23 protein-coding genes are annotated in these 21,671 nt (G+C 55.2%); 12 read left to right on the forward strand and 11 right to left on the reverse strand.

The window, feature by feature from the left end:
• Both FAP39_RS17440 and FAP39_RS00005 read left to right on the forward strand, forming a co-directional pair.
• Window positions 1–341 (forward strand): hypothetical protein (locus tag FAP39_RS17440; RefSeq protein ID WP_212743393.1); only part of this gene is annotated, 341 nt, incomplete at its 5' end.
• A 122-nt stretch (window positions 342–463) separates the two neighbouring features.
• Window positions 464–1,126, forward strand: coding sequence for a hypothetical protein (locus FAP39_RS00005; protein WP_138014315.1), 663 nt, complete (start codon window positions 464–466; stop codon window positions 1,124–1,126).
• Window positions 1,127–1,163: 37 nt separating this feature from the next.
• Here the strand turns inward: FAP39_RS00005 and thiD are convergent, their stop codons facing one another.
• The 7 genes from thiD to thiC are packed head-to-tail and all read right to left on the reverse strand — an operon-like array spanning window position 1,164 to window position 7,182.
• Window positions 1,164–1,928 carry a bifunctional hydroxymethylpyrimidine kinase/phosphomethylpyrimidine kinase gene (thiD, locus tag FAP39_RS00010; protein ID WP_138014316.1) on the reverse strand — a complete coding sequence of 255 codons (765 nt, stop codon included), beginning with the start codon at window positions 1,926–1,928 and terminating at the stop codon, window positions 1,164–1,166.
• Window positions 1,925–2,896 carry a ThiF family adenylyltransferase gene (locus FAP39_RS00015; RefSeq protein WP_342777169.1) on the reverse strand — a complete coding sequence of 324 codons (972 nt, stop codon included), beginning with the start codon at window positions 2,894–2,896 and terminating at the stop codon, window positions 1,925–1,927. The genes thiD and FAP39_RS00015 overlap by 4 nt, the downstream gene beginning before the upstream one ends.
• The gene (locus tag FAP39_RS00020; RefSeq protein ID WP_138014317.1) at window positions 2,893–3,483 is read right to left on the reverse strand and encodes a thiamine phosphate synthase; all 591 of its coding nucleotides are present in this window, start codon (window positions 3,481–3,483) and stop codon (window positions 2,893–2,895) included. Before FAP39_RS00020 ends, FAP39_RS00015 begins: the two co-directional genes overlap by 4 nt.
• Window positions 3,483–4,250, reverse strand: a complete 768-nt coding sequence (locus tag FAP39_RS00025; protein WP_138014318.1) for a thiazole synthase — start codon at window positions 4,248–4,250, stop codon at window positions 3,483–3,485. Before FAP39_RS00025 ends, FAP39_RS00020 begins: the two co-directional genes overlap by 1 nt.
• A 1-nt stretch (window position 4,251) precedes the next feature.
• A complete protein-coding gene (thiS, locus tag FAP39_RS00030) occupies window positions 4,252–4,449 on the reverse strand; it encodes a sulfur carrier protein ThiS (protein WP_138014319.1) in 198 nt (65 codons plus the stop codon).
• Complete coding sequence (locus FAP39_RS00035; protein ID WP_138014320.1) at window positions 4,418–5,386, reverse strand: FAD-dependent oxidoreductase; 969 nt, start codon at window positions 5,384–5,386, stop codon at window positions 4,418–4,420. The genes thiS and FAP39_RS00035 overlap by 32 nt, the downstream gene beginning before the upstream one ends.
• Entirely contained in the window at window positions 5,383–7,182 is a 1,800-nt protein-coding gene (thiC, locus tag FAP39_RS00040) for a phosphomethylpyrimidine synthase ThiC (RefSeq protein WP_138014321.1), read from the reverse strand. Before thiC ends, FAP39_RS00035 begins: the two co-directional genes overlap by 4 nt.
• 544 nt (window positions 7,183–7,726) lie before the next feature.
• Between thiC and FAP39_RS00045 the strand changes: the two genes are divergently transcribed.
• From FAP39_RS00045 to uvrC, 7 genes are all read left to right on the forward strand, one after another.
• Window positions 7,727–8,656 carry an ABC transporter ATP-binding protein gene (locus FAP39_RS00045; protein WP_138014322.1) on the forward strand — a complete coding sequence of 310 codons (930 nt, stop codon included), beginning with the start codon at window positions 7,727–7,729 and terminating at the stop codon, window positions 8,654–8,656.
• The gene (locus FAP39_RS00050; RefSeq protein ID WP_138014323.1) at window positions 8,653–9,414 is read left to right on the forward strand and encodes an ABC transporter permease; all 762 of its coding nucleotides are present in this window, start codon (window positions 8,653–8,655) and stop codon (window positions 9,412–9,414) included. Before FAP39_RS00045 ends, FAP39_RS00050 begins: the two co-directional genes overlap by 4 nt.
• Before the next feature lie 163 nt (window positions 9,415–9,577).
• Window positions 9,578–10,375, forward strand: a complete 798-nt coding sequence (locus FAP39_RS00055; protein ID WP_138014324.1) for a S49 family peptidase — start codon at window positions 9,578–9,580, stop codon at window positions 10,373–10,375.
• A gap of 1 nt (window position 10,376) precedes the next feature.
• On the forward strand, window positions 10,377–10,544 hold the full coding sequence (locus tag FAP39_RS17445) for a hypothetical protein (protein WP_171006745.1): 168 nt from the start codon (window positions 10,377–10,379) through the stop codon (window positions 10,542–10,544).
• 3 nt (window positions 10,545–10,547) lie between these two features.
• Complete coding sequence (locus tag FAP39_RS00060; RefSeq protein WP_138014325.1) at window positions 10,548–11,498, forward strand: calcium/sodium antiporter; 951 nt, start codon at window positions 10,548–10,550, stop codon at window positions 11,496–11,498.
• A gap of 13 nt (window positions 11,499–11,511) precedes the next feature.
• The gene (locus tag FAP39_RS00065; RefSeq protein WP_138014326.1) at window positions 11,512–12,303 is read left to right on the forward strand and encodes an SDR family oxidoreductase; all 792 of its coding nucleotides are present in this window, start codon (window positions 11,512–11,514) and stop codon (window positions 12,301–12,303) included.
• Between the two features lie 282 nt (window positions 12,304–12,585).
• Window positions 12,586–14,481, forward strand: coding sequence for an excinuclease ABC subunit UvrC (gene uvrC / locus FAP39_RS00070; RefSeq protein WP_138014327.1), 1,896 nt, complete (start codon window positions 12,586–12,588; stop codon window positions 14,479–14,481).
• 116 nt (window positions 14,482–14,597) lie between these two features.
• Here the strand turns inward: uvrC and FAP39_RS00075 are convergent, their stop codons facing one another.
• A complete protein-coding gene (locus FAP39_RS00075; RefSeq protein WP_138014328.1) occupies window positions 14,598–16,601 on the reverse strand; it encodes a DEAD/DEAH box helicase in 2,004 nt (667 codons plus the stop codon).
• A gap of 198 nt (window positions 16,602–16,799) precedes the next feature.
• Here FAP39_RS00075 and pgsA point away from each other — a divergent pair, with 198 nt between their 5' ends.
• From pgsA to FAP39_RS00090, 3 genes are read left to right on the forward strand one after another with little or no spacing between them, the layout of a single operon-like run.
• Complete coding sequence (gene pgsA, locus FAP39_RS00080; protein WP_138014329.1) at window positions 16,800–17,459, forward strand: CDP-diacylglycerol--glycerol-3-phosphate 3-phosphatidyltransferase; 660 nt, start codon at window positions 16,800–16,802, stop codon at window positions 17,457–17,459.
• Window positions 17,460–17,467: 8 nt separating this feature from the next.
• Window positions 17,468–17,713, forward strand: a complete 246-nt coding sequence (moaD, locus tag FAP39_RS00085; RefSeq protein WP_138014666.1) for a molybdopterin converting factor subunit 1 — start codon at window positions 17,468–17,470, stop codon at window positions 17,711–17,713.
• 1 nt (window position 17,714) lies between these two features.
• Window positions 17,715–18,158 carry a molybdenum cofactor biosynthesis protein MoaE gene (locus tag FAP39_RS00090; protein ID WP_138014330.1) on the forward strand — a complete coding sequence of 148 codons (444 nt, stop codon included), beginning with the start codon at window positions 17,715–17,717 and terminating at the stop codon, window positions 18,156–18,158.
• 97 nt (window positions 18,159–18,255) lie between these two features.
• Here the strand turns inward: FAP39_RS00090 and FAP39_RS00095 are convergent, their stop codons facing one another.
• From FAP39_RS00095 to ubiA, 3 genes are all read right to left on the reverse strand, one after another.
• Window positions 18,256–18,579, reverse strand: a complete 324-nt coding sequence (locus FAP39_RS00095; protein WP_138014331.1) for a hypothetical protein — start codon at window positions 18,577–18,579, stop codon at window positions 18,256–18,258.
• Window positions 18,566–20,638 carry an OmpA family protein gene (locus FAP39_RS00100; RefSeq protein ID WP_138014332.1) on the reverse strand — a complete coding sequence of 691 codons (2,073 nt, stop codon included), beginning with the start codon at window positions 20,636–20,638 and terminating at the stop codon, window positions 18,566–18,568. Before FAP39_RS00100 ends, FAP39_RS00095 begins: the two co-directional genes overlap by 14 nt.
• Before the next feature lie 62 nt (window positions 20,639–20,700).
• Entirely contained in the window at window positions 20,701–21,666 is a 966-nt protein-coding gene (gene ubiA, locus FAP39_RS00105) for a 4-hydroxybenzoate octaprenyltransferase (protein ID WP_246058886.1), read from the reverse strand.
• Window positions 21,667–21,671 lie beyond the last annotated feature (5 nt).

A 21,671-nucleotide genomic window follows, 5' to 3' on the forward strand; every position in this document is an offset into this window, starting at 1 on the left:
TTGTATCCATTCAATCGGGTTGGATACATCTTAGCACGCTGTCCGAATTTGCCGGACCACTTCAGACTTCGGGTTGGGCGCGGTCGACGCTTGTGTTGTTCCGCAAGTCTTACGACAAGGTCGGAGAGATTGAAGACATGGGCAATGGATATGGCGAAATGGTCGATTGGTTCGCGCGCGCAAAATCGGTTGGCCTCAAGTTTCTTCTGCTTGATGAACCGCTGGCGCGCAGGCGTATCCACAGCGAAAGCTTGTCGTTCAAAGCTGATGAAAACCAAAAGGCAGATTTTCTCAAAGCTGCGATAAGGGCGCTGGAAAGAAAAAGACTCCAGTCGAAATGAAAGCCTATTTGTTTCCGCATCGGCTTTTGGCGCCGGCTGATGCCTATCTCGCGGCGCTTCATCCAAATCACAGGATTGCAAGCAAGGGAATAAGGCGCTGGGCACAGGATATGGATCCAGAAATGATTGGATATCCTGCGCACAAACTTATCAATTTGGCGCAGATCCGTTTTGCTGAACAGCTTGCCGATTTGCCGATTTCAGGTGTGTTCCAAAACATCGCACGGCAACACCGACTTAGATCATACGCGACGTTAAACAGCCTTGAGGCACTGCTTGCGCAGCCGGACATAAAGACTCTGGCACCTGTGGCGATCGGTGAAACCCGAGAGTGGCTGATGTCGCCCAAGGATCAGCCTCCAAATGTTGACCAGATTGAACTGGCTGTGGCTAAGCCGCATATTTTGGAAACTGTGACGACGGCACAAGCCCTTGGATTTATCTTGGATTGTACCCCATCTGTTCTAAAGGGCCGCAACGCTTTGGTTGCAAAAATGAGAAACCCACAAGGTGCGCGTTTGCGCCTTGTGGGGACGGGTGCATTGCCCAAAGACACCGCCCCCTCTGCGCGCATGCCAGAGTTGCAGGAAATGTCGCCCAAGGCCTATTGGCGCATGGTTCTTGCCCGAAGGTCCTGCATCCATGCGCGCGGAGATCAGATACTGTTTGATCTCAATAATGAGTACTCCCAATCTGGGCGGCATACAGAGTCCGGCGTTCTTCCGGCCCGACTTGGTATCCGTAAGCTTGTGCGCAGGTATCTTGGTTGGGATGGCAAGACCTAGAGTTCCGGGAGAACGGATTGCAGATAGCATCGGCCGCCTATGGATTTTGATACGGCGCAACCGCCCCCGCCGAGTTAGGGTTAACGTCATTTCTTAGCCATGCATTGGTGAAGATTTTTGCCTGTTCACAGGCCTGTGCAGGTCGATGCCCGCGCGCCAAATTGCACGCAATCGCAGTGGCCAGAGTGCATCCTGTTCCGCGTTTTCCGGACGCCAGTCTCGGGGCGTTGAACCTGAGATGCACAGAGCCGTCGATATAATGGTCTGTTGCGTCTGCGCCCTGACCATGGCCGCCCTTTATCAACACGGCTCTTGGTCCGGTTGCCAGAACTGCGCGCGCCTGAGCGGTGATGTCACATACGCTCTGTGCAACCTTCCGACGTGTCAGTATGGCGGCCTCAGGCAGGTTGGGTGTGATAACGTCGATATTCTGCAATAAGCTGTTCGGGAATGGCCCTGACAATAAACGCGCGCCAGAGCTGGATTTGATCACAGGGTCAAGCACGATGGGAACCGGGCAATCTGTAAGGGCGTGCGCCACTGCAGTCGCGATGTCCTTTGATCCCAGCATACCGATTTTTATGGCGAGCGGAGGGGCCGTGATAAGCGCGGCCTTGATTTGCTGGACCACAGCTTCGGGGGATAGCAGAGTGGTGTGAACCACCGCCGCATTTGTTTGAGCTGTCACCGCCGTGACGACAGGTAAAATTTCAAATCCCAGCATGCTGGCGGTGACGGTGTCACGGGTGAGGCCAGCACCGCCACTGCTGTCGGTTCCCGCGATGATCATGATCTTTGTCATTGGCAGGCCCGTGCCGCGATCAGCGCGATGTTCCGGTGCCCGCGTGCATGCAAGTTTGTCGCCACGCGCCAAGCGCGCAATCCGGAACTGCAACATAATACAACGCGTTGGTGTTCATGTGTCGGAAGGGTGGATGCGTTTTCTATGGACATCCGTGTCGCGATTGGGATGAGCATCTGGGGTGCCTCGGATGTGTCGCGTAACTCAATGACGAGATCCCCTGTTTGAACCATGCATTTTGACAAATACGGAAAGGCATAGTCCGGTTCAGGGCTGTCTGTAAAATTGAACCCACCAAAATGAAGGGTGGCCAGATCGACTGACAGCATCTGACCAAGCGGGGAGGGTGCGCAGTCAAGAAGCACTCGCAGCGCGAGTTGAGCCTGCAGCGCCCCCAATACGCCCACGGCCGGTCCCAACACGCCCGAACTGGCACATGTTGCGTCAGAATGGGGCGGGTCCGGAAAAACGGCCCGCAGAGAGGGGGCAGGGCCGCAAAATCCACCTATGTACCCAGACTGGCCCAATATACTTGCGGTTATGAATGGGGTTTTCGACGATAAGCACGCGTCTGATAAAATGTAGGACACTGCGAAGCTGTCGGCAGAATCAATGACGAGATCTGCGGTTTCAATGAAGTGTGCCGCATTTTTCGGGCCCAAATCTGTGATGTGGATTTGGATGTCGATGTCTGGGTTCAGAGCCAGCATCGCATCGTGTGCCGCTTCGACTTTGGGGCGGCCGATGTCGGACATCCGATAAAGTGGTTGCCGGTGGAGATTATGGTTTGCGACATGATCCGGGTCGATTAGGGTGATCTGTCCTACCCCCGACCCAGTGAGATATTGCAAAACCGGACAGCCCAACCCGCCAGCCCCGACGACCAGAACGCGCGCTTTGGCAAGATGGTTCTGACCTCTGGGGCCGACCTCGGGGAGCATCATTTGACGTGCATACCGGTTCATCATGCGCAGGCCTTGATCCAGTGTCGCGTCCGTGCCTCTGGGTCCTGTGCTTGCTGAATATCAGTGACCACTGCTGCGCTGTCGGCGCCGGCGGCGAATACGCCCGCAACCCGCTCTGGCGTGAGGCCACCAATTGCGACCAAAGGTGTGTCACCTGCCATGTTTTTCCAACGCGTCACGCGATCCAACCCCTGTGGTCCCCATTTCATCTTTTTCAGCAGGGTCGGGTACACAGGTCCAAGGGCGACATAAGCCGGATCATGTGACAGGGCGCGGTCCAGCTCGGCCTCGTCGTGGGTGGACAGGCCAACGCGCACCCCCGCCCGGCGCAGCGCGGCAAAGTCGGCCTGATCCATGTCTTCTTGGCCAAGGTGGACAAAGGAACAATTTAGATCCAGCGCGTGCTTCCAATAATCGTTCACAACCAGTTGGGCCCCTTCGACCGCGCAGAAATCCCGCGCTCGGGCAATCTGGCGGCGCACTTCGGCTTCGGTTTGGTCTTTGATGCGGAGTTGCACCAACTTTACACCAAGCGGCACCAGCAATTCGATCCGCGAGACATGGCCGGTAATAAGATAAAATCGTTCCATCAGCCCAACTCCGCCAAACCCAAGTATGGTGTCGACGGGACGGCCATGTCGCGTGGGCCCATAGGATCAGACAAAAATCCGGTACGCCCTGCTATAATGGCCCCAGCCATGGCCTGTGCCATGCCGACCGGATCGCCTGCCTTGGCGACGGCGGTATTGAGCAACACGGCATCCATGCCCAATTCCATGGCTTTCGCAGCATCTGACGGTGTTCCGATTCCGGCATCCACAATCATGGGGGTATTTGGAAAATGGGCGCGCATTGAGCGCAATGCATCCGGATTGCGCAGCCCCTGACCCGACCCAATAGGTGCCCCCCATGGCATCAATACCTCGCACCCAGCGGCAATCAGGTGTTCACCAACCACCAGATCGTCTGTTGTGTACGGAAAGACCTGAAATCCGTCGGCGGATAGGATGCGCGCCGCCTCGACCAAAGCAAACACATCCGGTTGCAAGGTGTCGGCGTGGCCGATCACCTCAAGCTTGATCCAGTTCGTGTCAAATACCTCGCGTGCCATCTGTGCGGTTGTGATGGCTTCTTGGACCGAATGGCAGCCTGCCGTGTTGGGCAAAATGCGCGCACCGGTTTGCCTCAACCGATCCCAGAAGATGCCTCCTGACCCATGGGCCGTTTCGCGACGCAGAGACACGGTGATGATCTCGGTGCCGCTGGCGCGGATTGCGGCGCTCAGGATGTCGGGGGATGGATATTGCGCTGTCCCTAATAGCAGGCGGGACGCAATTTCGGTGTCATAGAGTTTCATCCTATCCTCCTTGCATCGGGGCCAGAACCTCGAGGCGATCCCCTGCCGCGAGAGATGTGGTCTCGCGGTTTTGTCTGGGAACAAAGCTGCCGTTCAGGGCTGTGGCGATGGCGGGGCTGTCCAAGCCAAGCTCGGTCAGGGCGACGGCTAGCGTTTGGCCCATGATGTCATGCTGTTGTGCGTTCACGAAAATTTTCATGTGATCCCTCTGGAATAAGATGTTGGACGACCTGTGCCGCCATGGCGGGCGCAAGTAAAAAGCCGTGACGATAGAGGCCGTTGAGAAAGAGCGTCCGGCCGTGCCGTTCAAGACGTGGCAGGTTGTCGGGAAAAGCGGGGCGCACCCCTGCACCAGTTTCGATGACAGAGGCTTCGGCAAAGGCCGGATGCAGCGCAAAGGCGGCCCCAAGTAGTTCTGACAACGATCGGACCGTTGGCGCGCGTGTGGACGAGCTCTCGATCATTGTGCCGCCGATCATATAGACCCCACCTTGGCGCGGCACCAGATACAGGGGCATCCGCGGATGCAGAAGCCGCACAGTGCGGGTAATGTCGACCTCGTCGCTGTGTAAGATCGCCATTTCGCCGCGTACAGGGCGCAGGTGCGGCACCGTCGCCGCGATCCCGGTGCAATCCAGATCGACATGTGCGGGGGCTGGGGTATTCAAGCAAAGCTCAACACCGATGTCTTGCACGGCAGAGGCCAAGTCGCGCAATGCTCGGCGCGGATCCAGATGTGCTTCTTGATGAAAGAACAGACCGCGCGAAAACCTGCCCGATAGCGCGGGCTCCAGTTCCGCGATTTCTGGGCTGCTCAACTCACAATACCCACGTGTGCGCCGTGCAAACCGGATCAGGTCGGCGCGATCGCGAGGTGGCGCAACCACCAAAGTACCACGGCGAAAAACGGGGGTAATGTCCGCCCACCACTCAGCGGCCTGTGCACCAAGAGTGATAACGTCTTCTTCGGCGCTTTCGCGTTCGCACCATGGGGCAAGCATGCCGCCCGCAAAGCGGGCCACGCTGTTTTCTCCGACGTATGATCCGATGTCATAAACCCGCACGGACGCACCGCGCCGCGCGAGTTCCAGAGCCGAGGTCAGACCGGCAAGGCCCGCCCCGGCGATGGTGATCATTCGCCGGTGTCCGCGACAGGCAGATATATATCCCCAGCTTCACGGTATTTTGCAGCCATGGCTTCCATACCTTCTTTCTGGGCTTCGGCCCGGATGTCGTGGGAAATCCGCATCGAGCAGAACTTGGGGCCGCACATCGAACAGAAATGGGCGACTTTATGTGCTTGTTTCGGCAAGGTCTGGTCGTGGAAGTCTCGGGCTGTGTCAGGATCGAGGGACAGGTTGAATTGGTCTTCCCAGCGGAATTCAAATCGCGCCCGACTTAACGCATCATCGCGCCGCTGCGCCCCAGGAAGCCCCTTGGCCAGATCGGCGGCATGAGCGGCAATTTTATAGGTGATAACGCCCGTTTTGACGTCATCCCGATCAGGCAGGCCCAGATGTTCCTTGGGCGTCACATAACACAACATCGCGCACCCGAACCATCCGATCATGGCAGCTCCGATGCCGCTTGTGATGTGGTCATATCCCGGCGCGATATCCGTGGTGAGCGGACCAAGCGTATAGAATGGCGCCTCGTGGCAACATTCCAATTGCTTGTCCATGTTCTCCTTGATCTTGTGCATAGCCACATGGCCGGGTCCCTCGATCATGACCTGACAATCTTTGGCCCAAGCGATTTTGGTGAGTTCACCCAGCGTTTCGAGTTCGGCAAACTGTGCCTCGTCATTGGCATCTGCAAGAGAGCCGGGACGCAACCCATCCCCCAGAGAGAAGCTGACGTCGTATTGGCGGCAGATGTCGCAAATGTCTTCGAAGTGCTCATAGAGAAAGCTTTCGCGGTGGTGATGCAGACACCATTTGGCCATGATCGAGCCGCCACGGCTGACAATGCCGGTCACCCGGTTCACGGTCATCGGCACCATGTGCAGGCGCACGCCTGCATGGATCGTGAAATAGTCAACACCCTGTTCGGCCTGTTCAATCAACGTATCGCGGAACACCTCCCACGTGAGATCTTCGGCAATGCCATTCACTTTTTCCAGCGCCTGATACATCGGGACAGTACCAATCGGTACGGGGCTGTTGCGAATGATCCATTCGCGCGTGTTGTGTATGTTCCGGCCGGTGGAAAGATCCATCACCGTGTCGGCCCCCCAACGTGTGGCCCACACCATCTTGTCGACTTCTTCCTCCATGCTAGAGGTGACCGCAGATGTACCCATATTGGCGTTGATTTTAACAAGGAAATTGCGCCCGATGATCATCGGCTCGCTTTCGGGGTGGTTGATGTTGGCGGGGATGATGGCGCGGCCAGCGGCGACCTCTTTGCGGACAAATTCGGGTGTCACATAGTCAGGAATGCTGGCGCCCCAGTCGGTTCCATCGCGATGACACGGGGCCAATTCACGCAATTGGTTTTCGCGAATTGCGATGAACTCCATCTCTGGTGTCACAATTCCGGCGCGGGCATAGGCCAATTGGGTCACGGCCTTGCCACCAATGCTGCGCAATGGACGTGGTTTGACTGGAAACTCCGGAACCAGCCTGTCACCCTCGACAAAGCCGTTGTCAGCGGTGGTGATCTTTCGACCGTCATATTCTTGGACGTCATCACGCGCATTGATCCATTTGCGCCGTAATGGTGCAAGACCCCGCTTAATGTCTGTTAGGATTGCTGGGTCTGTGTACGGGCCGGAACTGTCATACACCGGAAGCGGCGCTTCGCCTGCAGTGGGGTGCGTGGAAACTTCTCGCATCGGCACACGGACATCAGGGTACATGGTGCCATCCACATAAATTTTGCGAGATGCAGGGAATGCATCTGTGGTGATCTTTGGATTGGGGACAGTCATTTTGGCGCTCCTTAAGCGTAAGCTTTAAAAAAACACCAGATGAGCGTGGGGAGGATGCGAAGCACACTGTGCCTCTTTTCAGGTCGCAAAAACGAGGGATTCCCGGTGCGACCTTAGCTTCCTACGCCAGTATCAACTGGGTCAGGTTCAAAGGGTCGCGTCGCCGGGCAATTGCCCTGTCAGCCTCTCAGTCCCCTAGGTGGGACTCCCCCGCGTGGGTCTTGTATAGGTAAGGATATTCCGGTCGGCAAGTTCAGTTTTTGAGGCATGGCCTGTCGGGCGGTGCACCTGACAACGCAGAATGGCCAGTTCGGTGCAGAAGGAGGTGATTTGATTCACGGTACCCTTAAAATGCTGAAGTCAACTTGGGGACGTGATCGTTATTGATGTGTGGATTTCATGGATATATGATTTAAAATCAATATGTTAGTGTTGATTTGGATGCGGTCTGCATGTTTGCACAGTTGTCCCTCTCGAAATAGCACTATGATCCTTGGATCGCGCTGCTACTGTGCGGGCGCGAGTAAGAGGAGCAGGAGCTGAGATGTCACCGATTATTGAAATTCGTGATCTGCAAAAAACCTATGCAGGTGGCTTTCAGGCCCTGAAAGGTGTGACGTTAGATATCGATGCAGGTGAAATTCTTGCGTTACTCGGACCAAACGGTGCGGGGAAAACAACGCTGATTTCGACAATTTGCGGCATTACCAATCCGAGCCGGGGCACCGTTGCGGTCGATGGGCATGATGTTGTGCGGTCCTATCGTCAGGCGCGCCAAATGATTGGATTGGTGCCCCAAGAAATTAATTTGGAACCGTTTACGACCGTCATCGACACCGTGCGGTTTTCACGTGGCTTGTTTGGCAAGCCGCGCGATGACGCCTATTTGGAAAAAATCTTGCGCCAGTTGTCTTTGTGGGACAAGCGATCTGCGCGCACGATGGAGCTGTCGGGCGGCATGAAGCGCCGCGTGATGATTGCCAAAGCGCTGTCACATGAGCCACGTATTTTGTTTCTGGACGAACCGACAGCAGGTGTCGACGTCGAGCTTCGCAAAGAAATGTGGGATGTTGTCGCCGAGCTGAAAGCTGGTGGCGTGACCATCATTCTGACCACCCATTATATTGAAGAGGCAGAAGCGATTGCCGATCGTGTCGGTGTCATCAATGGTGGCGAGCTATTGCTGGTGGAACCCAAGGCCGATTTGATGCGCCGTATGGGGCAAAAACATCTGCAGATCGAATTGCAAGACACCTTGCCCGAAATCCCAGAGAGCTTGAACGCTCATGATCTGGAGCTGGATCCAGAGGGGCATATTTTGCGATATACTTACGATACGCGCAAAGAACGCACGGGCATCACCGGCTTGCTGACTGATATTGCCGCTGCTGGTTTGGTGTTGCGTGATATTCAAACCCAAGAAAGCAGTCTTGAAGATATCTTTGTCACTCTGGTGAAGGAGAATGCAGCATGAATCTTGCCGCGGTAAAAGCAATTTACGTGTCTGAAATGGCACGATTCTTTCGAACGCTGGCGCAGAGCTTTCTGTCTCCGGTGATCTCTACGTCATTGTATTTTGTGGTGTTTGGCGCCGCGATCGGCAGCCGAATTGATCAGGTCGAGGGCGTCGCATATGGTGCGTTTATCGTGCCCGGCCTTGTGATGCTTTCGGTGATGACCCAAGCGATCTCGAACGCGTCCTTTGGCATCTATTTTCCAAAATTCATTGGCACGATTTACGAGCTTCTTTCTGCGCCAGTGAATTTTCTCGAGATCGTACTTGGATTTGTCGGGGCTGCCGCCACCAAGGCGCTGTTTATCGGGGTTGTGATCCTGGGCACGGCCGCCTTGTTTGTGGATCTGCAAATCTTGCATCCGTTCGCAATGATGGCCTTTCTTGTGCTGACCTGCACAAGCTTTGCGCTGTTTGGGTTTATCATCGGGATTTGGGCGCAAAATTTCGAACAGCTTCAGCTGATACCGCTGTTGGTGGTGACGCCTTTGGTATTTTTAGGCGGGTCATTTTACTCGATCTCGATGTTGCCGCCTGTGTGGCAGACCATCACCATGTTTAATCCGGTCGTATACCTCATTTCTGGATTCAGGTGGGCCTTTTTCGGGATTGCCGATGTGCCGGTCGGTCTGAGCTTGTTGGCGATTTCAGGGTTTACCGTCCTGTGTTTGGGGGCCGTTTGGATGATCTTTCGAACCGGATGGCGTATTCGCAACTAGACCGCGCGTTTGTTGAAAGTGCTGCGCGCCACGTCTGGGAACTCGACTTTTACGTAACGAAACTCGCGCTAGCGTTGCAAAATGATGTAAATCTTTGACAAGGGGCCGCTTTCCTGCGGCTCCTATCTTGTTTGTCTGTACGCACGCTTTTAAATGCCAATACATGAAACGCTGGATCCCATTTATAAAAACCCCTCCGACCGTAGCCGTATTGCGCCTGTCTGGTGCCATCGGAGGAGGCAACCGTGCCGCCCTGAATGATCAAACACTGGCGCCATTGCTGGAAAAAGCCTTTAAGAAAGGCAAACCCGCAGCCGTTGCACTTCAGATCAATTCGCCGGGCGGAAGTCCGGTTCAATCGTCATTGATTGGGGCACGCATTCGCCGCCTTGCAGAAGAGCATGATGTTCCCGTGTTGGCCTTTGTCGAAGACATCGCCGCGTCTGGCGGATACTGGTTGGCGGCTTCTGCCGACGAAATATATGCGGACGAGAGTTCGATTGTTGGATCAATCGGTGTGATTTCGGCCGGATTTGGCGCACATGTCTTTCTGACACGCCAAGGGATTGAACGTCGCGTGCATACCGCCGGTAAATCCAAATCTATGATGGATCCGTTCCGGCCTGAAAATCCCGCTGACGTTAAACGGTTGCGCGGAATGCTCGAGCAAATTCATGCCAATTTTATCAATCACGTCAAAACCCGTCGTGGTCCAAAGCTTCAGAATATACCAGAGATGTTCACAGGCGAAGTCTGGATCGGACGCGAGGCGCAAGAGATTGGCTTGATTGATGGCATCGGGCATTTGGCGCCGGTGCTAAAGGAAAAATTTGGCAAGGACGTCAAGGTGCGTCGCTATGATGCCAAACGTCCTGTCTGGCAGCGGTTTGGGGCCAGTGTGGCCCAAGACGCCATTGCCGGTCTAGAAGAGCGTGCAGACTTTGCACGTTTCGGGCTGTGAGATGATTTTCAAGATTGTCATACTGTTCCTTGTCGGGATGGGCGTGCTTGCGATGTTTGGCAAGCTGAATTACCCCGGTAAGGCGCGGTTGCAGTCTGCCAAATGCCCCAAATGCGGGCGCTATAAGATCGGCAAGGGCCCCTGCGCCTGCCAGAAACACAAGGGATAGACGATGGAATGGCTTTGGGCCTCTCTGGGGTTGGTTATCCTACTGCTTGCGGGTGATGCGCTGGTGCGCGGCGCTGTGAATTTGGCACTGCGTCTGGGGATTCCGGCGCTGATCGTCAGCCTGACGATTGTCGCTTTTGGGACCTCTGCGCCCGAACTGCTGATTTCTATTCAGGCAATCCTCAAGGGGGTTCCGGGATTGGCGCTGGGCAATGTGGTCGGGTCGAATACGGCCAACATCCTTTTGGTGTTGGGGTTCCCGGCCATGCTGGCGGTGATGCACACGTCAGGGTGTGAATCGCGCAAAAGCTATATTCAAATGATGTTGGCGACGGTGGTGTTTATCATTCTGGCCCATCGTGGGGTTTTCGGATTTGGTTCTGGGTTGATCCTGCTGTCGATATTGGCGCTGATTTTGATGGATGCGCTGCGGGATGCACGTGCCCATCGACGTGCAAACGGCAAATGTGAAGACGAAGAAGAACCCGAAGGTGCCGACCCGAATATGCCGTGGTGGAAGATTATATGCTTTTTGATGCTGGGGCTTATTGGTCTGCCGTTGGGCGCGGATTTGTTGATCGACAGCGCAGAGGTCATCGCGCGAGAATTTGGGGTCAGCGAAACAGCTATCGGTTTGACGTTGGTTGCACTGGGTACGTCATTGCCTGAATTGGCCACGACGACGATGGCGGCCTTGCGCCGTCAAGCGGACGTTGCGCTTGGGAACGTGATCGGTTCGAACATGTTTAACCTGTTGGCCATCATCGGTATTGCAACATTCGTGGGTCCGATCCCGGTCGAAAGCGCATTTTTACAGGTAGACTTGTGGGTGATGCTTGGGGCGTCTTTGTTGTTGGTTCCATTTGTGTTTTTCAAGCGCGATATAACCCGTGTTTGGGGGGTAGCCCTGAGCCTGCTGTATGTGGTCTATGTTGTCGGTGTGTTCATCTGGTAAGAGAGGCCCGCGCATGACCCGAGCATTGGTCACAGGAGCTGGTAAAAGGCTTGGTCGCGCAATGGCGCTGTGCCTTGCCCGACGCGGATATGATGTTGCGGTACATTTCTCCAGCTCTGCGCCCGAGGCGCATGCTGTTGTTGGTGAGATTCAGACGCTTGGTCGCAAGGCTGTGGCGTTGCAAGCTGATCTGCTGGACGAACAACAAACCCAAGCGTTGCTCCCTGCGGCTGCAACGGCACTGGGCGGGGACATCACTTGTCTGATAAATAATGCATCCATATTTGAATATGACCGCATTCAAACGGCCACACGCGAAAGCTGGGACCGGCATATCGAAAGCAATATGCGCGCCCCGTTTGTGCTGATCCAGAATATGGCAGCCCAAGGGCTGAAGGCCCGCACAGATGCGCAGGGTGAACAAGAAGCGGCCGGTCTGATCATAAATATGCTGGATCAACGGGTGCGCAAGCTGACGCCAGAATTCTCGACATACACGTTGGCCAAGATGGGACTGTGGGCGTTGACCCAAACTGCGGCGCAGGGGCTCGCGCCGCATATCCGTGTGAATGCCATCGGTCCGGGTCCTACCTTGATTGGGGCGCGCCAAACAGAAGAACACTTTGCCGCCCAGAGGGAGAATACGATCCTTAAACGCGGCTCAAATACGTCGGATATCGTCGCGGCTTTGGGGTACTTCCTAGAGGCTTCAGGCGTCACCGGCCAGCTGCTTTGCACGGATGGTGGGCAGCATCTGGGATGGCAGACGCCCGATATCATTTCGCCAATGAATGGGGTGACCTGACGGAAGTTTTGCACGCATCACGAACGAGTTACAAAAGCGTTACAAATTTATTAATGTTTTCAATCGTTTGGCCTGTGGGTAAAAATTTTTCGTTTAATAACAATAAGTTAAAATTATGCCTAATTTTTAGGCACCTATCGGAAATAGGCAAAAAACAACGATAAATTGGCATTCAACAAAAGATATCTCCAGACTTATCCACAGAAAAAGTGGACATGTTTTCTCTTGCTCCGAGCCTCTTAAGATTGCAGCGGCAGCCAAAGAATCATATTTCAGGTGACAATGGAAAAGAATGACACACCTCTTCAGCAAGCTCCGGTAAGGTCTCATGACGAGAGCCTGACAGGGCATGCGTTAATCCAGAGCTATCTCAAGACTCTGGATGGCTCTCCGGGCGTGTATCGGATGTTGGATGAGCAGGCGCGTGTGCTCTACGTCGGAAAGGCACGGAACCTGCGTGCGCGCGTGTCGAGTTACGCGCGACCTACGGGTCATACAGGGCGCATTGCGCGCATGATCTCGGAAACAGTGTCGATGATGTTCATCACGACCAAGACCGAAACCGAGGCATTGTTGCTTGAGCAGAACCTGATCAAGCAGCTTAAGCCGCGGTACAATGTGTTGTTGAGAGACGATAAGAGTTTTTCCAACATCCTGGTTCGGGATGGGCACGCGTTTCCTCAGATCAAAAAACATCGTGGGGCGCGTAAGGAAAAAGGGTCATACTATGGCCCCTTTGCCAGTGCGAGCGCGGTCAGCCGTACGCTCAGTCAATTGCAAAAGGTATTTCTTTTACGCAACTGTTCGGATTCAATGTACGAGAGCCGCACCCGCCCTTGTCTGCAGTATCAGATCAAACGCTGTTCCGGTCCATGTGTGGGGAAAATCTCGCAAGAAGAGTATGCAGAGACCGTGCAGGATGCAAAGCGGTTCCTTTCAGGCAAGTCGACCCAAATTCAAGAAACATTGGCCAAGCAGATGGCGAAAGCCTCAGATGCAATGGAGTTCGAGCAAGCGGCAACCTTGCGCGACCGTATTCGTGCTCTGACGCACGTGCAAACCTCGCAAGGGATCAACCCGCGGAGCGTGCCCGAGGCCGATATTGTCGCGTTGCATCTTGAAAGCGGACAGGCCTGTGTTCAGGTGTTTTTCATCCGCGCCAATCAAAACTGGGGAAATCATGCATATTACCCGCGTGTCGGCAGTGATGTCGAAACCGCAGAGGCGCTCGAGGCTTTTCTGGGCCAGTTTTATGATAGCAAAGCACCGCCGCGTCAGGTGATCCTATCTCATGAAATCGAGAATATGGATTTGATGATGCAGGCTCTCAGCGACAAGGCCGGTCGCAAGGTCGAGTTGGTTGTCCCCAAACGCGGCGAAAAAGCCGAACTGGTCAGTGGCGCTGCGCGCAATGCCAAAGAAAGCCTTGCGCGGAAAATGTCAGAGACAGCGACCCAAAAGAAGCTGTTGCAAGGTGTCGCCGATGCCTTTGGGCTTGAGGGACCTCCAAATCGGATCGAGGTCTATGACAACTCGCATATTCAAGGCACAAACGCTGTGGGTGGAATGATTGTGGCTGGCCCCGACGGGTTTATGAAAAACAGCTATCGCAAGTTTAATATCAAAGGAGAGGACCTGACGCCGGGTGATGACTTTGGTATGATGAAAGAGGTTCTTACCCGCCGCTTTAAAAGGCTTTTGAAGGAAGACCCGAACCGCGTGCAAGGCATGTGGCCGGATCTGTTGCTGATTGATGGCGGTGCGGGACAGGTCAGCGCTGTTGCCAGTATCATGCAAGAATTTGGTGTTCAGGACATTCCAATGGTTGGCGTGGCCAAAGGTGTGGACCGTGACCACGGAAAAGAAGAGTTTCACCGCATGGGGCAACGGCCTATGGCGCTGCAGCGCAACGATCCCGTGTTGTATTTTATCCAACGGATGCGTGACGAGGCGCACCGGTTTGCCATTGGTACCCACCGCGCCAAGCGGTCCAAGGCCATTGGCGCAACCCCGCTTGATGATGTGCCAGGGGTTGGCGCGACGCGTAAACGGGCGTTGTTGGCGCATTTCGGAAGTGCAAAAGCTGTCGGACGGGCCAATTTGGTGGATTTGAAGGCCGTAGACGGCATCTCTGATGCACTGGCCGAAACGATCTATAACTATTTTCAGGATAAATAGACCGCGGTCTTGGGCCTGTTGGCGCGAATACTCCCGCCTGTCTTCAATCGGCCAAGGGCCGCCTTGGGCCAGTTGGGCATGGCGCCGCGCAAATGCGCGGCGCCCATCCCGAGAATTTAGCGCCGCTTTGGTGAGGCAGTGCCGCCTTTGGTTTTGTTCGCGGCAGCGCGGGCCTTGTTTTTCTTGCTGTTTGGCTTGCCCTTTGGGGGTGGGGGGCCTTTTGGTCCATCACCGGCATTTCTGCTGTCTTTGCCATAGGGTTTTCCTGCGGGTTTGCTGAACTTGGCAGAGGGTTTGCCGTCAGATTTGTACGCAGGTTTATCGCCATCATTGGACTTGCGGCGTGGTTTGGACGATGTGACAACGCCTTCGGGGCGGCTGTGCTCTGGTTTTGGAGCACGAGGCTTGTACGCTGGTTTATCACCGCGCTCTGGCTTGTCTTTCCAGTCGCCGCCTTTGCCACTTTTGCGGTGGGGCTTGTCGCCATAAGATTTCCGCGGCTTTGACGGACCGTCAAAAGAGGGGCGTTCAGAGTGAGAGAATTCTGGGGCCTTGTTTAGTTTCTCAAGCTTTGCACCATGTTCTACGGTCATGTCGGACCCAACCTTGGACAAAAACTTGTCCACGCTGGATTTGAGAATCTGAACGTAAGACTTATCCTGCTGGATGCGGATTGCGCCGATATCATCCTTGTTCAGATCGCCTGCTTTACACAGCATTGGCAACAAGCGACGTGGTTCTGCACCCGCAGCACGCCCGCCTTCAACAGAGAACCAGACACTTTCGCCGAACTCTGTTCTTGGGCGGGGTTTGTCACGCTCGCCGGTATGGGCAGACAGTTCTTCCGGTGCAGAATGGCGCGCTTTGTGCATCCGCAGGAACGCGGCGGCAATTTGCTCAGCGTTAAAGGTGTCGAGCAGTTTTGCGACCGAGGGCGCCTCGCTTTCGGTGACGGCTTCAAGCCAGCTGCTATCAGAGAGCATCCGCTCTTCGTCACGTGCGTTGACGGCGTCAGCAGACGGCGCCTCGCACCACTCGGGTGTGACTTTTGCACTATTCAAAAGGCGTTCGGCTTTGCGGCGTACCTTTGGCGGCACGATCAGAGCACTGACGCCTTTGCGTCCGGCACGCCCGGTACGGCCAGACCGGTGCAACATGGTTTCATGGTTGTTCGGAAGTTCTGCGTGCACCACCAGATCAAGGTTTGGCAAGTCGATGCCGCGCGCTGCCACATCTGTGGCCACACAGACGCGTGCACGTCCATCGCGCATCGCCTGAAGCGCATGTGTCCGTTCTGCTTGGGACAATTCACCTGACAAAGCCACAACAGGAAATCCGCGGTTGGACAAACGGGTGGTCAAGCGGTTGACCATGGCGCGTGTGTTGGCAAAGACAATCGCGTTTGGCGCTTCGTAATAGCGCAAGACGTTGATGATCGCGTTTTCGGAATCGCGCGGGGACACCTGCATTGCACGATAGGAAATATCCGCGTGCTGAGTCGTTGTAGACGTCGTTTGAATGCGCTCGGCGTCTTTTTGATAGCTCTTGGCCAAAGTCGCAATGTCACGTGGAACGGTTGCCGAGAACAACAATGTCTGACGATTTTCGGGTGCTTGACCCAAAATATATTCCAGATCTTCGCGAAAGCCGAGATCAAGCATTTCGTCGGCTTCGTCCAGAACAACAGCTCGCAAGCTGCTTAGGTCGATGGATCCGCGCATGATGTGGTCGCGCAAACGGCCGGGCGTGGCCACTACGAAATGTGCACCGCGTTCCAGAGCACGGCGTTCGTCGCGCATGTCCATGCCGCCGACACAAGATGCCACCACAGAGCCTGCCTTGGCATAAAGCCATGCAAATTCGCGTTTTACCTGCAACGCCAGTTCACGGGTTGGCGCGATGATCAAAGCCAAAGGCGCACCTGCGCGCTCGAGCTGTTCATCGTCACCAAGAACGGTCGGGGCTATGGCCAGACCAAACCCGACGGTTTTTCCCGATCCGGTTTGCGCCGAGACCAAAAGATCGCGTCCAGCCAGAGCGGGGTCGCTCACGGCCTCTTGGACTGGTGTCAGGGTTTCATATCCACGATGCGCCAACGCATCGGCTAGGGCTTGTTTCACAAGGGGCTCTTTCACTTGAATCATTCAGGGTCGTTCAGCCACTTCTGGCCGGAACGCCGTGGGCGTGCATGCATCTCAAGGGGCAAGTGGGGGCATCTAGACTGTTTGTAGAAGAATGTATAGCCCAAGTCGCGAAAGGCGCGGGTTCTTGCGACAACCATGCTTCCCACCACGGCGCAGACACGTTAGGAAGAGCGCATGACTTGGAATATACCAAATATCCTTTCGGTGCTTCGCTTGCTTGCCGCTCCTATGCTGGCAGTGATGTTTCTGTACTTCACCCGTCCATATGCGGATTGGTTTGCGTTGATGCTGTTTATTCTGGCGTCAATCACGGATTGGTTTGATGGCTATCTGGCGCGCGCTTGGGGGCAGGAGACCAAACTTGGGGCGATGATTGATCCCATTGCCGACAAAGCCATGGTTGTCATCGCGTTGATGGTGATTGTGGGGTATTCCTCGATGTCGCCCTGGTTGGTCTTGCCTGCCACGGTCATTTTGTTTCGCGAGGTCTTTGTCTCGGGGTTGCGGGAATACCTTGGTGATGTGTCTGGCACGCTCAAGGTCACCAAACTGGCAAAATGGAAGACCGCCACACAGATGGTCGCGATTTCGTTTCTGTTTGGACACAGCGTTTTTGAGCATTACCTTGGGATGTCGTCTATGGGGATGGATCAAGGGCTTGTTGACCAAATCATGTTGGGGCAGGTTGAGGATACACAGGGGCTTGGTTGGAAATACGATGGTATGGTCTGGGCAGGTTGGAGCGGTATGGCCTTGCTATGGATTGCCGCGATCCTGACAGCTGTGACTGGGCTTGACTATTTCCGTAAAGCGGCCCCGTATCTAAAGGACTGACGATGAAACTGGATGTGCTGTATTTTGCGTGGGTGCGTGAGCGCATCGGGTTGGCAAAAGAACAGATCGACACAGAGGCCACCACAGTGATGGATCTGGTGCGCGAGCTTGAGGCCCGTGAAGAGCGCTATGCAGCTGCGTTTGCAGACATCTCTGCGCTTCGTGTTGCAGTCGATCAGGAGTTGACGGATTTTGAAGCCTCGCTGAGTGGCGTCAGAGAAGTGGCGTTTTTCCCACCTATGACGGGGGGCTGATATGCGTGTGTTGGTCCAGTCAGAGCCCTTTGACTTTGGCAAGGAAGCCCAGGATTTTGCATCGGGCCACCATACCATGGGCGCGATCGTCACCTTTACTGGCATTGTACGTGATTTGGCTGATGGCAGTTTAGACAGGATGGTGATCGAGCACTATCCGGGCATGACGCAAAAGGCGCTGAACAAGATTTCCGAACAAGCGATGGAACGCTGGAACCTTGGAGACGTATTGGTGATTCACCGAACCGGTGATCTTGCCCCCGGGGATATGATTATGATGGTGGCCACAGCCGCCCCCCATCGCAAGGATGCGTTCGAAGCCGCAGAGTATTTGATGGACTACCTCAAATCCCGCGCACCGTTCTGGAAGCAGGAATTCACGTCTGATGGTGCAAAATGGGTCGCCGCAAAACAAGATGACGAAGACGCATTAACCCGTTGGTAGGGCTCCCGCCGGTCGGCGATGCATAGCATCTTCTCCCGTTGGGCCCAGCCTCGCTTCGCTCGGCGGATACCTGCACCCTTTGAGGGATAACAATGCTCTAGGAGTGTGTGCGCTCGATATGATTGCGTAGCTCTTCGGCTTCGTGCCGCGCATCACGCAGCCCGTCCATAGCGGCCGTCAACTCGGCTTCGGTCTGGGCAAGCTGATTGGTCAGCTCGGCCTCACGTTGCTGCAAATAGGTGATGGCTTGGTCGCGTGTTTCTTCCGCTTCGTGAAGCTCTTGGCCCATGCGCTCGAGTTGATCGACGTCTGATTGCGACACCCGCGTAAACCGATGGATGAGCCAGTTGGCAAACCAACCCATACAGAACGCAACAAACAGGATGATAGCCGTGGTGAGGATGAACTCAGTTCGTGTCATCGGTTTTCTCCTGAGCGTTTTGTGCGCCGGCATCCGGCTGAGTATTGGTGGGTGTTGTGTCTGTTTCGGGCGTCACGTCTGCGCTGCCTGTGTCTTGTGGTTCTGAGGCTGAGTTTCCATCGCTTGCCGCAGTGGGTTGCGTCGCGGTGTCTGGTGTCGACACTGCCTCAGCAGGATCAGCAGGATCAGCAGGATCAGCATCCGGGGCTTTTTCAGAAGCTTCCAACGTTGTCTGCTCTTCGGCAACAGGCGCGGGGCGGAAGAGAACGAATTCGATCCGCCGGTTGGCCTCGCGTCCGGCTTCGGTATCGTTGTCCGCAATTGGCTGACTTTCGCCATAGCCTTTTGCGGAATAGCTGGACGTGAGAATGCGCCGCTCTTGCAGGGCTGTCAAAACAGATTGCGCGCGCGTCTGGCTGAGCGCCTGATTCATTTCTTCGCGGCCCTGACTGTCAGTGTGCCCCTGAATCTCTAGACGCACGTCGGCGCAGTCTTTCAAGACCTCTGCGATTTGATCCAAAATCGGTCCGGCATTTTCATCCAGAGTGCCCGATCCCGGTTTAAACTTGATCTGTTGGTCTGTCAGGATGTTCTTGATGGCAAGTTCGCACTCGTCCGGAGACGGCAGTTGTGCGACTGGATCCAGCTTTTCCGAATATGTCACATCAATGGTAAAATGATCCGATTGCGACAGCTTGTCGGCCAGCAATTGTGCGATGACAGCATTGGTTTCCTGACTTCCTGTTGTGCCGCGCACGCCAAGACTATCTGGTGTGACCATCAGCACCCCATTGTGTAGCTTTGACAGGGCATCCAGACCGGCCATCACACGAATTGACCAAGACGCCGGAAGAGCTGTGTCCAGTCGCGCCGCCATATAGACATCAGACGTTCCAAAACGCGCGTGGGCATAGCTCTCTGTTGTGGAGCGGCTCAAGTCATCTCGCAAGCGCCCGCGCATTTGCAGCAATCCTTCGGGGCTGAGCGTGGCAGTGAATTCCGGAATGCCGGTGTCGTCGGCTTCAAGCGCGACGGGTAACGTTGCATGCAAAGCAAACACATCAGGCAAGGCGGCTTCCATTTCGCCAATCACCTTGTCAAACGTCGCTTGATCTGTGCCGATCTGGGCCACCAAGGTGATGTCGGCATCGGAAAATGTCACCGATCCTGCACCAAGTTCAGCCAGCCCTTGAATGGCGGTCGTGACCGCATCTTGCCAGCTTGGTGATGGCACACCCAACCCGATGGTACAGGTGGCAGCACGTTCCATACCGGCCAGTGCCGCAGCCTTTAAAATTGCGCCCTGAGCGTCTTGGGTATCAGCAGAGCACGCGTCAAACCGTGCGCCACTTTCATCAATCAAAAAGCGCAGCGTAAATGGCGTGATCACGGGGCGCGGCGCCGAGATATCCATGGTCAGAACCACACCGGTTGGTGCTTTGCGTGTCAGCTTGGATTGAATTTTGTCACGAGCTTCTTGGCTGTCGCTCATTGCGGTGATTTGAACTTGGCCGGATTCAACCGAGATTTTGGAACGCGGCAAGAAGTCCAATGCCCAAAGCGCATAGGTCAAGGCCTCGGCCCAGCCGTCAGGAACGTCATAGGCTGCCGTTTCCAAAAGGTCTGTGACGTTCGCAGCCCCTGCCAAGTCATGCAGATCTTCCACGATCTCGTCCCGATCAGACCCGCGCGGGATCAAGCCGATCAGAGAAATACCAGAATCGTTGCGCAGAATTTCGACAGAAAATCTTGGCGGGGCAATGTCTGCGGTCGCAGCAACCTGCATGTTATCAATTACGCGCGCGGCATCCACAACCGCGCCAGCTGCTGAAATCGCGTTAAAGCGTGTCGCTTCGCTTGGGGCGACGCCTGTAATAAATACCTGAAGCCCCTCGGCATGGACATTTGCCCATGTCATGCCTTTTTCGGTCAGTTGCCGAAGCACTTCGCGCTCGGAGTTGTCTTCGATGAGGTCGGCAGAAAAACTGGCTGCGACAAGGCTGAGAGCAGCTGCCGAGGCGTAGGTCGCAGTGATGGTCAACAGAGAGGACAGGCGCATTCAGGGGCGGTCTTATACTATTTGATTTCGAGGTTGATACGACGCGGGGTCACAGACTTCAATCACAGGAACAGCGCAGCGGCAAAAAACAGCAAGGGAAGCAAACCTGTATCGCGGCTTGACCGGAAAAGTTTGAGCAGCACGTCATTGTCATCGGTGTTCAACTGTCTCAATTGCCACTGCATATGCCAGCCCATCATCCAAGGAGCCAAGAGCGCTACGCCTAACGAAAGAGGGCTGCGATCCACACAAGCCAATATGACAGCGACCCCCATCAATGCCACTGTGACGACCAGAAACGCCTGAAGCCATTGCGCGGTTTTGTCAGCAAACAGGCGCGCTGTCGATTTCACACCAATCAACGCGTCGTCTTCGGTGTCTTGATGGGCATAGATCGTATCGTAAAATAATGTCCACGAAATCCCCGCCCCATAGAGAATCACAGCAGGCCAATGCAGGGCGCCTGTATGGGCCGTCCATGCCAAAAGGGCCCCCCAGTTAAAGGCCAGCCCAAGAAACACCTGAGGCCACCAAGTAAAACGTTTGGCAAAAGGATATACGGCCACGGGCAACAGTGACAGAATGCCCAGCAAAATTGCATTCTGATTGAACGTCAGCAACACCCCAGAGGCGATCAGAGCTTGCAGGCCCATCCAGACTGCGGCTTGTTTTGCGCTGACCTGTCCCGATGGAATTGGACGTGATCGGGTGCGTTCAACTTGTGCGTCAAAATCGCGATCTGTGATGTCATTCCACGTACATCCGGCACCGCGCATAAGCCACGCCCCCGCCGCACATCCCACAGCGATCCATGCATCGAACCAACTGGCCTGACCGTCATAGAGCATTGCTAGCAACAGGCCCATCCAGCAAGGCAACAATAGAAGCCACGTTCCGATCGGGCGATCGGCACGGCTTAGGCGTAGATAGGGGCGCGTCTTGACCGGAGCCAGATGATCGACCCAATTTCCCTGCACGGCATCGGAAACCTGATCTTGGGGCTCTGGTGTTGTGGGCGTGTCGGCCATAAGAA

This window comes from Shimia litoralis (genome assembly GCF_005518135.1).
Classification (GTDB): Bacteria; Pseudomonadota; Alphaproteobacteria; order Rhodobacterales; family Rhodobacteraceae; genus Shimia_E; species Shimia_E litoralis.

What these genes read in the sequence shown, in the direction of transcription:
- FAP39_RS00005 (WP_138014315.1), top strand. Translation starts at nt 464, where the DNA reads ATGATTGGATATCCTGCGCACAAACTTATCAATTTGGCGCAGATCCGT.
- thiD (WP_138014316.1), bottom strand. Translation starts at nt 1,928, where the DNA reads ATGACAAAGATCATGATCATCGCGGGAACCGACAGCAGTGGCGGTGCT.
- FAP39_RS00015 (WP_342777169.1), bottom strand. Translation starts at nt 2,896, where the DNA reads ATGATGAACCGGTATGCACGTCAAATGATGCTCCCCGAGGTCGGCCCC.
- FAP39_RS00020 (WP_138014317.1), bottom strand. Translation starts at nt 3,483, where the DNA reads ATGGAACGATTTTATCTTATTACCGGCCATGTCTCGCGGATCGAATTG.
- FAP39_RS00025 (WP_138014318.1), bottom strand. Translation starts at nt 4,250, where the DNA reads ATGAAACTCTATGACACCGAAATTGCGTCCCGCCTGCTATTAGGGACA.
- thiS (WP_138014319.1), bottom strand. Translation starts at nt 4,449, where the DNA reads ATGAAAATTTTCGTGAACGCACAACAGCATGACATCATGGGCCAAACG.
- FAP39_RS00035 (WP_138014320.1), bottom strand. Translation starts at nt 5,386, where the DNA reads ATGATCACCATCGCCGGGGCGGGCCTTGCCGGTCTGACCTCGGCTCTG.
- thiC (WP_138014321.1), bottom strand. Translation starts at nt 7,182, where the DNA reads ATGACTGTCCCCAATCCAAAGATCACCACAGATGCATTCCCTGCATCT.
- FAP39_RS00045 (WP_138014322.1), top strand. Translation starts at nt 7,727, where the DNA reads ATGTCACCGATTATTGAAATTCGTGATCTGCAAAAAACCTATGCAGGT.
- FAP39_RS00050 (WP_138014323.1), top strand. Translation starts at nt 8,653, where the DNA reads ATGAATCTTGCCGCGGTAAAAGCAATTTACGTGTCTGAAATGGCACGA.
- FAP39_RS00055 (WP_138014324.1), top strand. Translation starts at nt 9,578, where the DNA reads ATGAAACGCTGGATCCCATTTATAAAAACCCCTCCGACCGTAGCCGTA.
- FAP39_RS17445 (WP_171006745.1), top strand. Translation starts at nt 10,377, where the DNA reads ATGATTTTCAAGATTGTCATACTGTTCCTTGTCGGGATGGGCGTGCTT.
- FAP39_RS00060 (WP_138014325.1), top strand. Translation starts at nt 10,548, where the DNA reads ATGGAATGGCTTTGGGCCTCTCTGGGGTTGGTTATCCTACTGCTTGCG.
- FAP39_RS00065 (WP_138014326.1), top strand. Translation starts at nt 11,512, where the DNA reads ATGACCCGAGCATTGGTCACAGGAGCTGGTAAAAGGCTTGGTCGCGCA.
- uvrC (WP_138014327.1), top strand. Translation starts at nt 12,586, where the DNA reads ATGGAAAAGAATGACACACCTCTTCAGCAAGCTCCGGTAAGGTCTCAT.
- pgsA (WP_138014329.1), top strand. Translation starts at nt 16,800, where the DNA reads ATGACTTGGAATATACCAAATATCCTTTCGGTGCTTCGCTTGCTTGCC.
- FAP39_RS00090 (WP_138014330.1), top strand. Translation starts at nt 17,715, where the DNA reads ATGCGTGTGTTGGTCCAGTCAGAGCCCTTTGACTTTGGCAAGGAAGCC.
- FAP39_RS00095 (WP_138014331.1), bottom strand. Translation starts at nt 18,579, where the DNA reads ATGACACGAACTGAGTTCATCCTCACCACGGCTATCATCCTGTTTGTT.
- FAP39_RS00100 (WP_138014332.1), bottom strand. Translation starts at nt 20,638, where the DNA reads ATGCGCCTGTCCTCTCTGTTGACCATCACTGCGACCTACGCCTCGGCA.
- ubiA (WP_246058886.1), bottom strand. Translation starts at nt 21,666, where the DNA reads ATGGCCGACACGCCCACAACACCAGAGCCCCAAGATCAGGTTTCCGAT.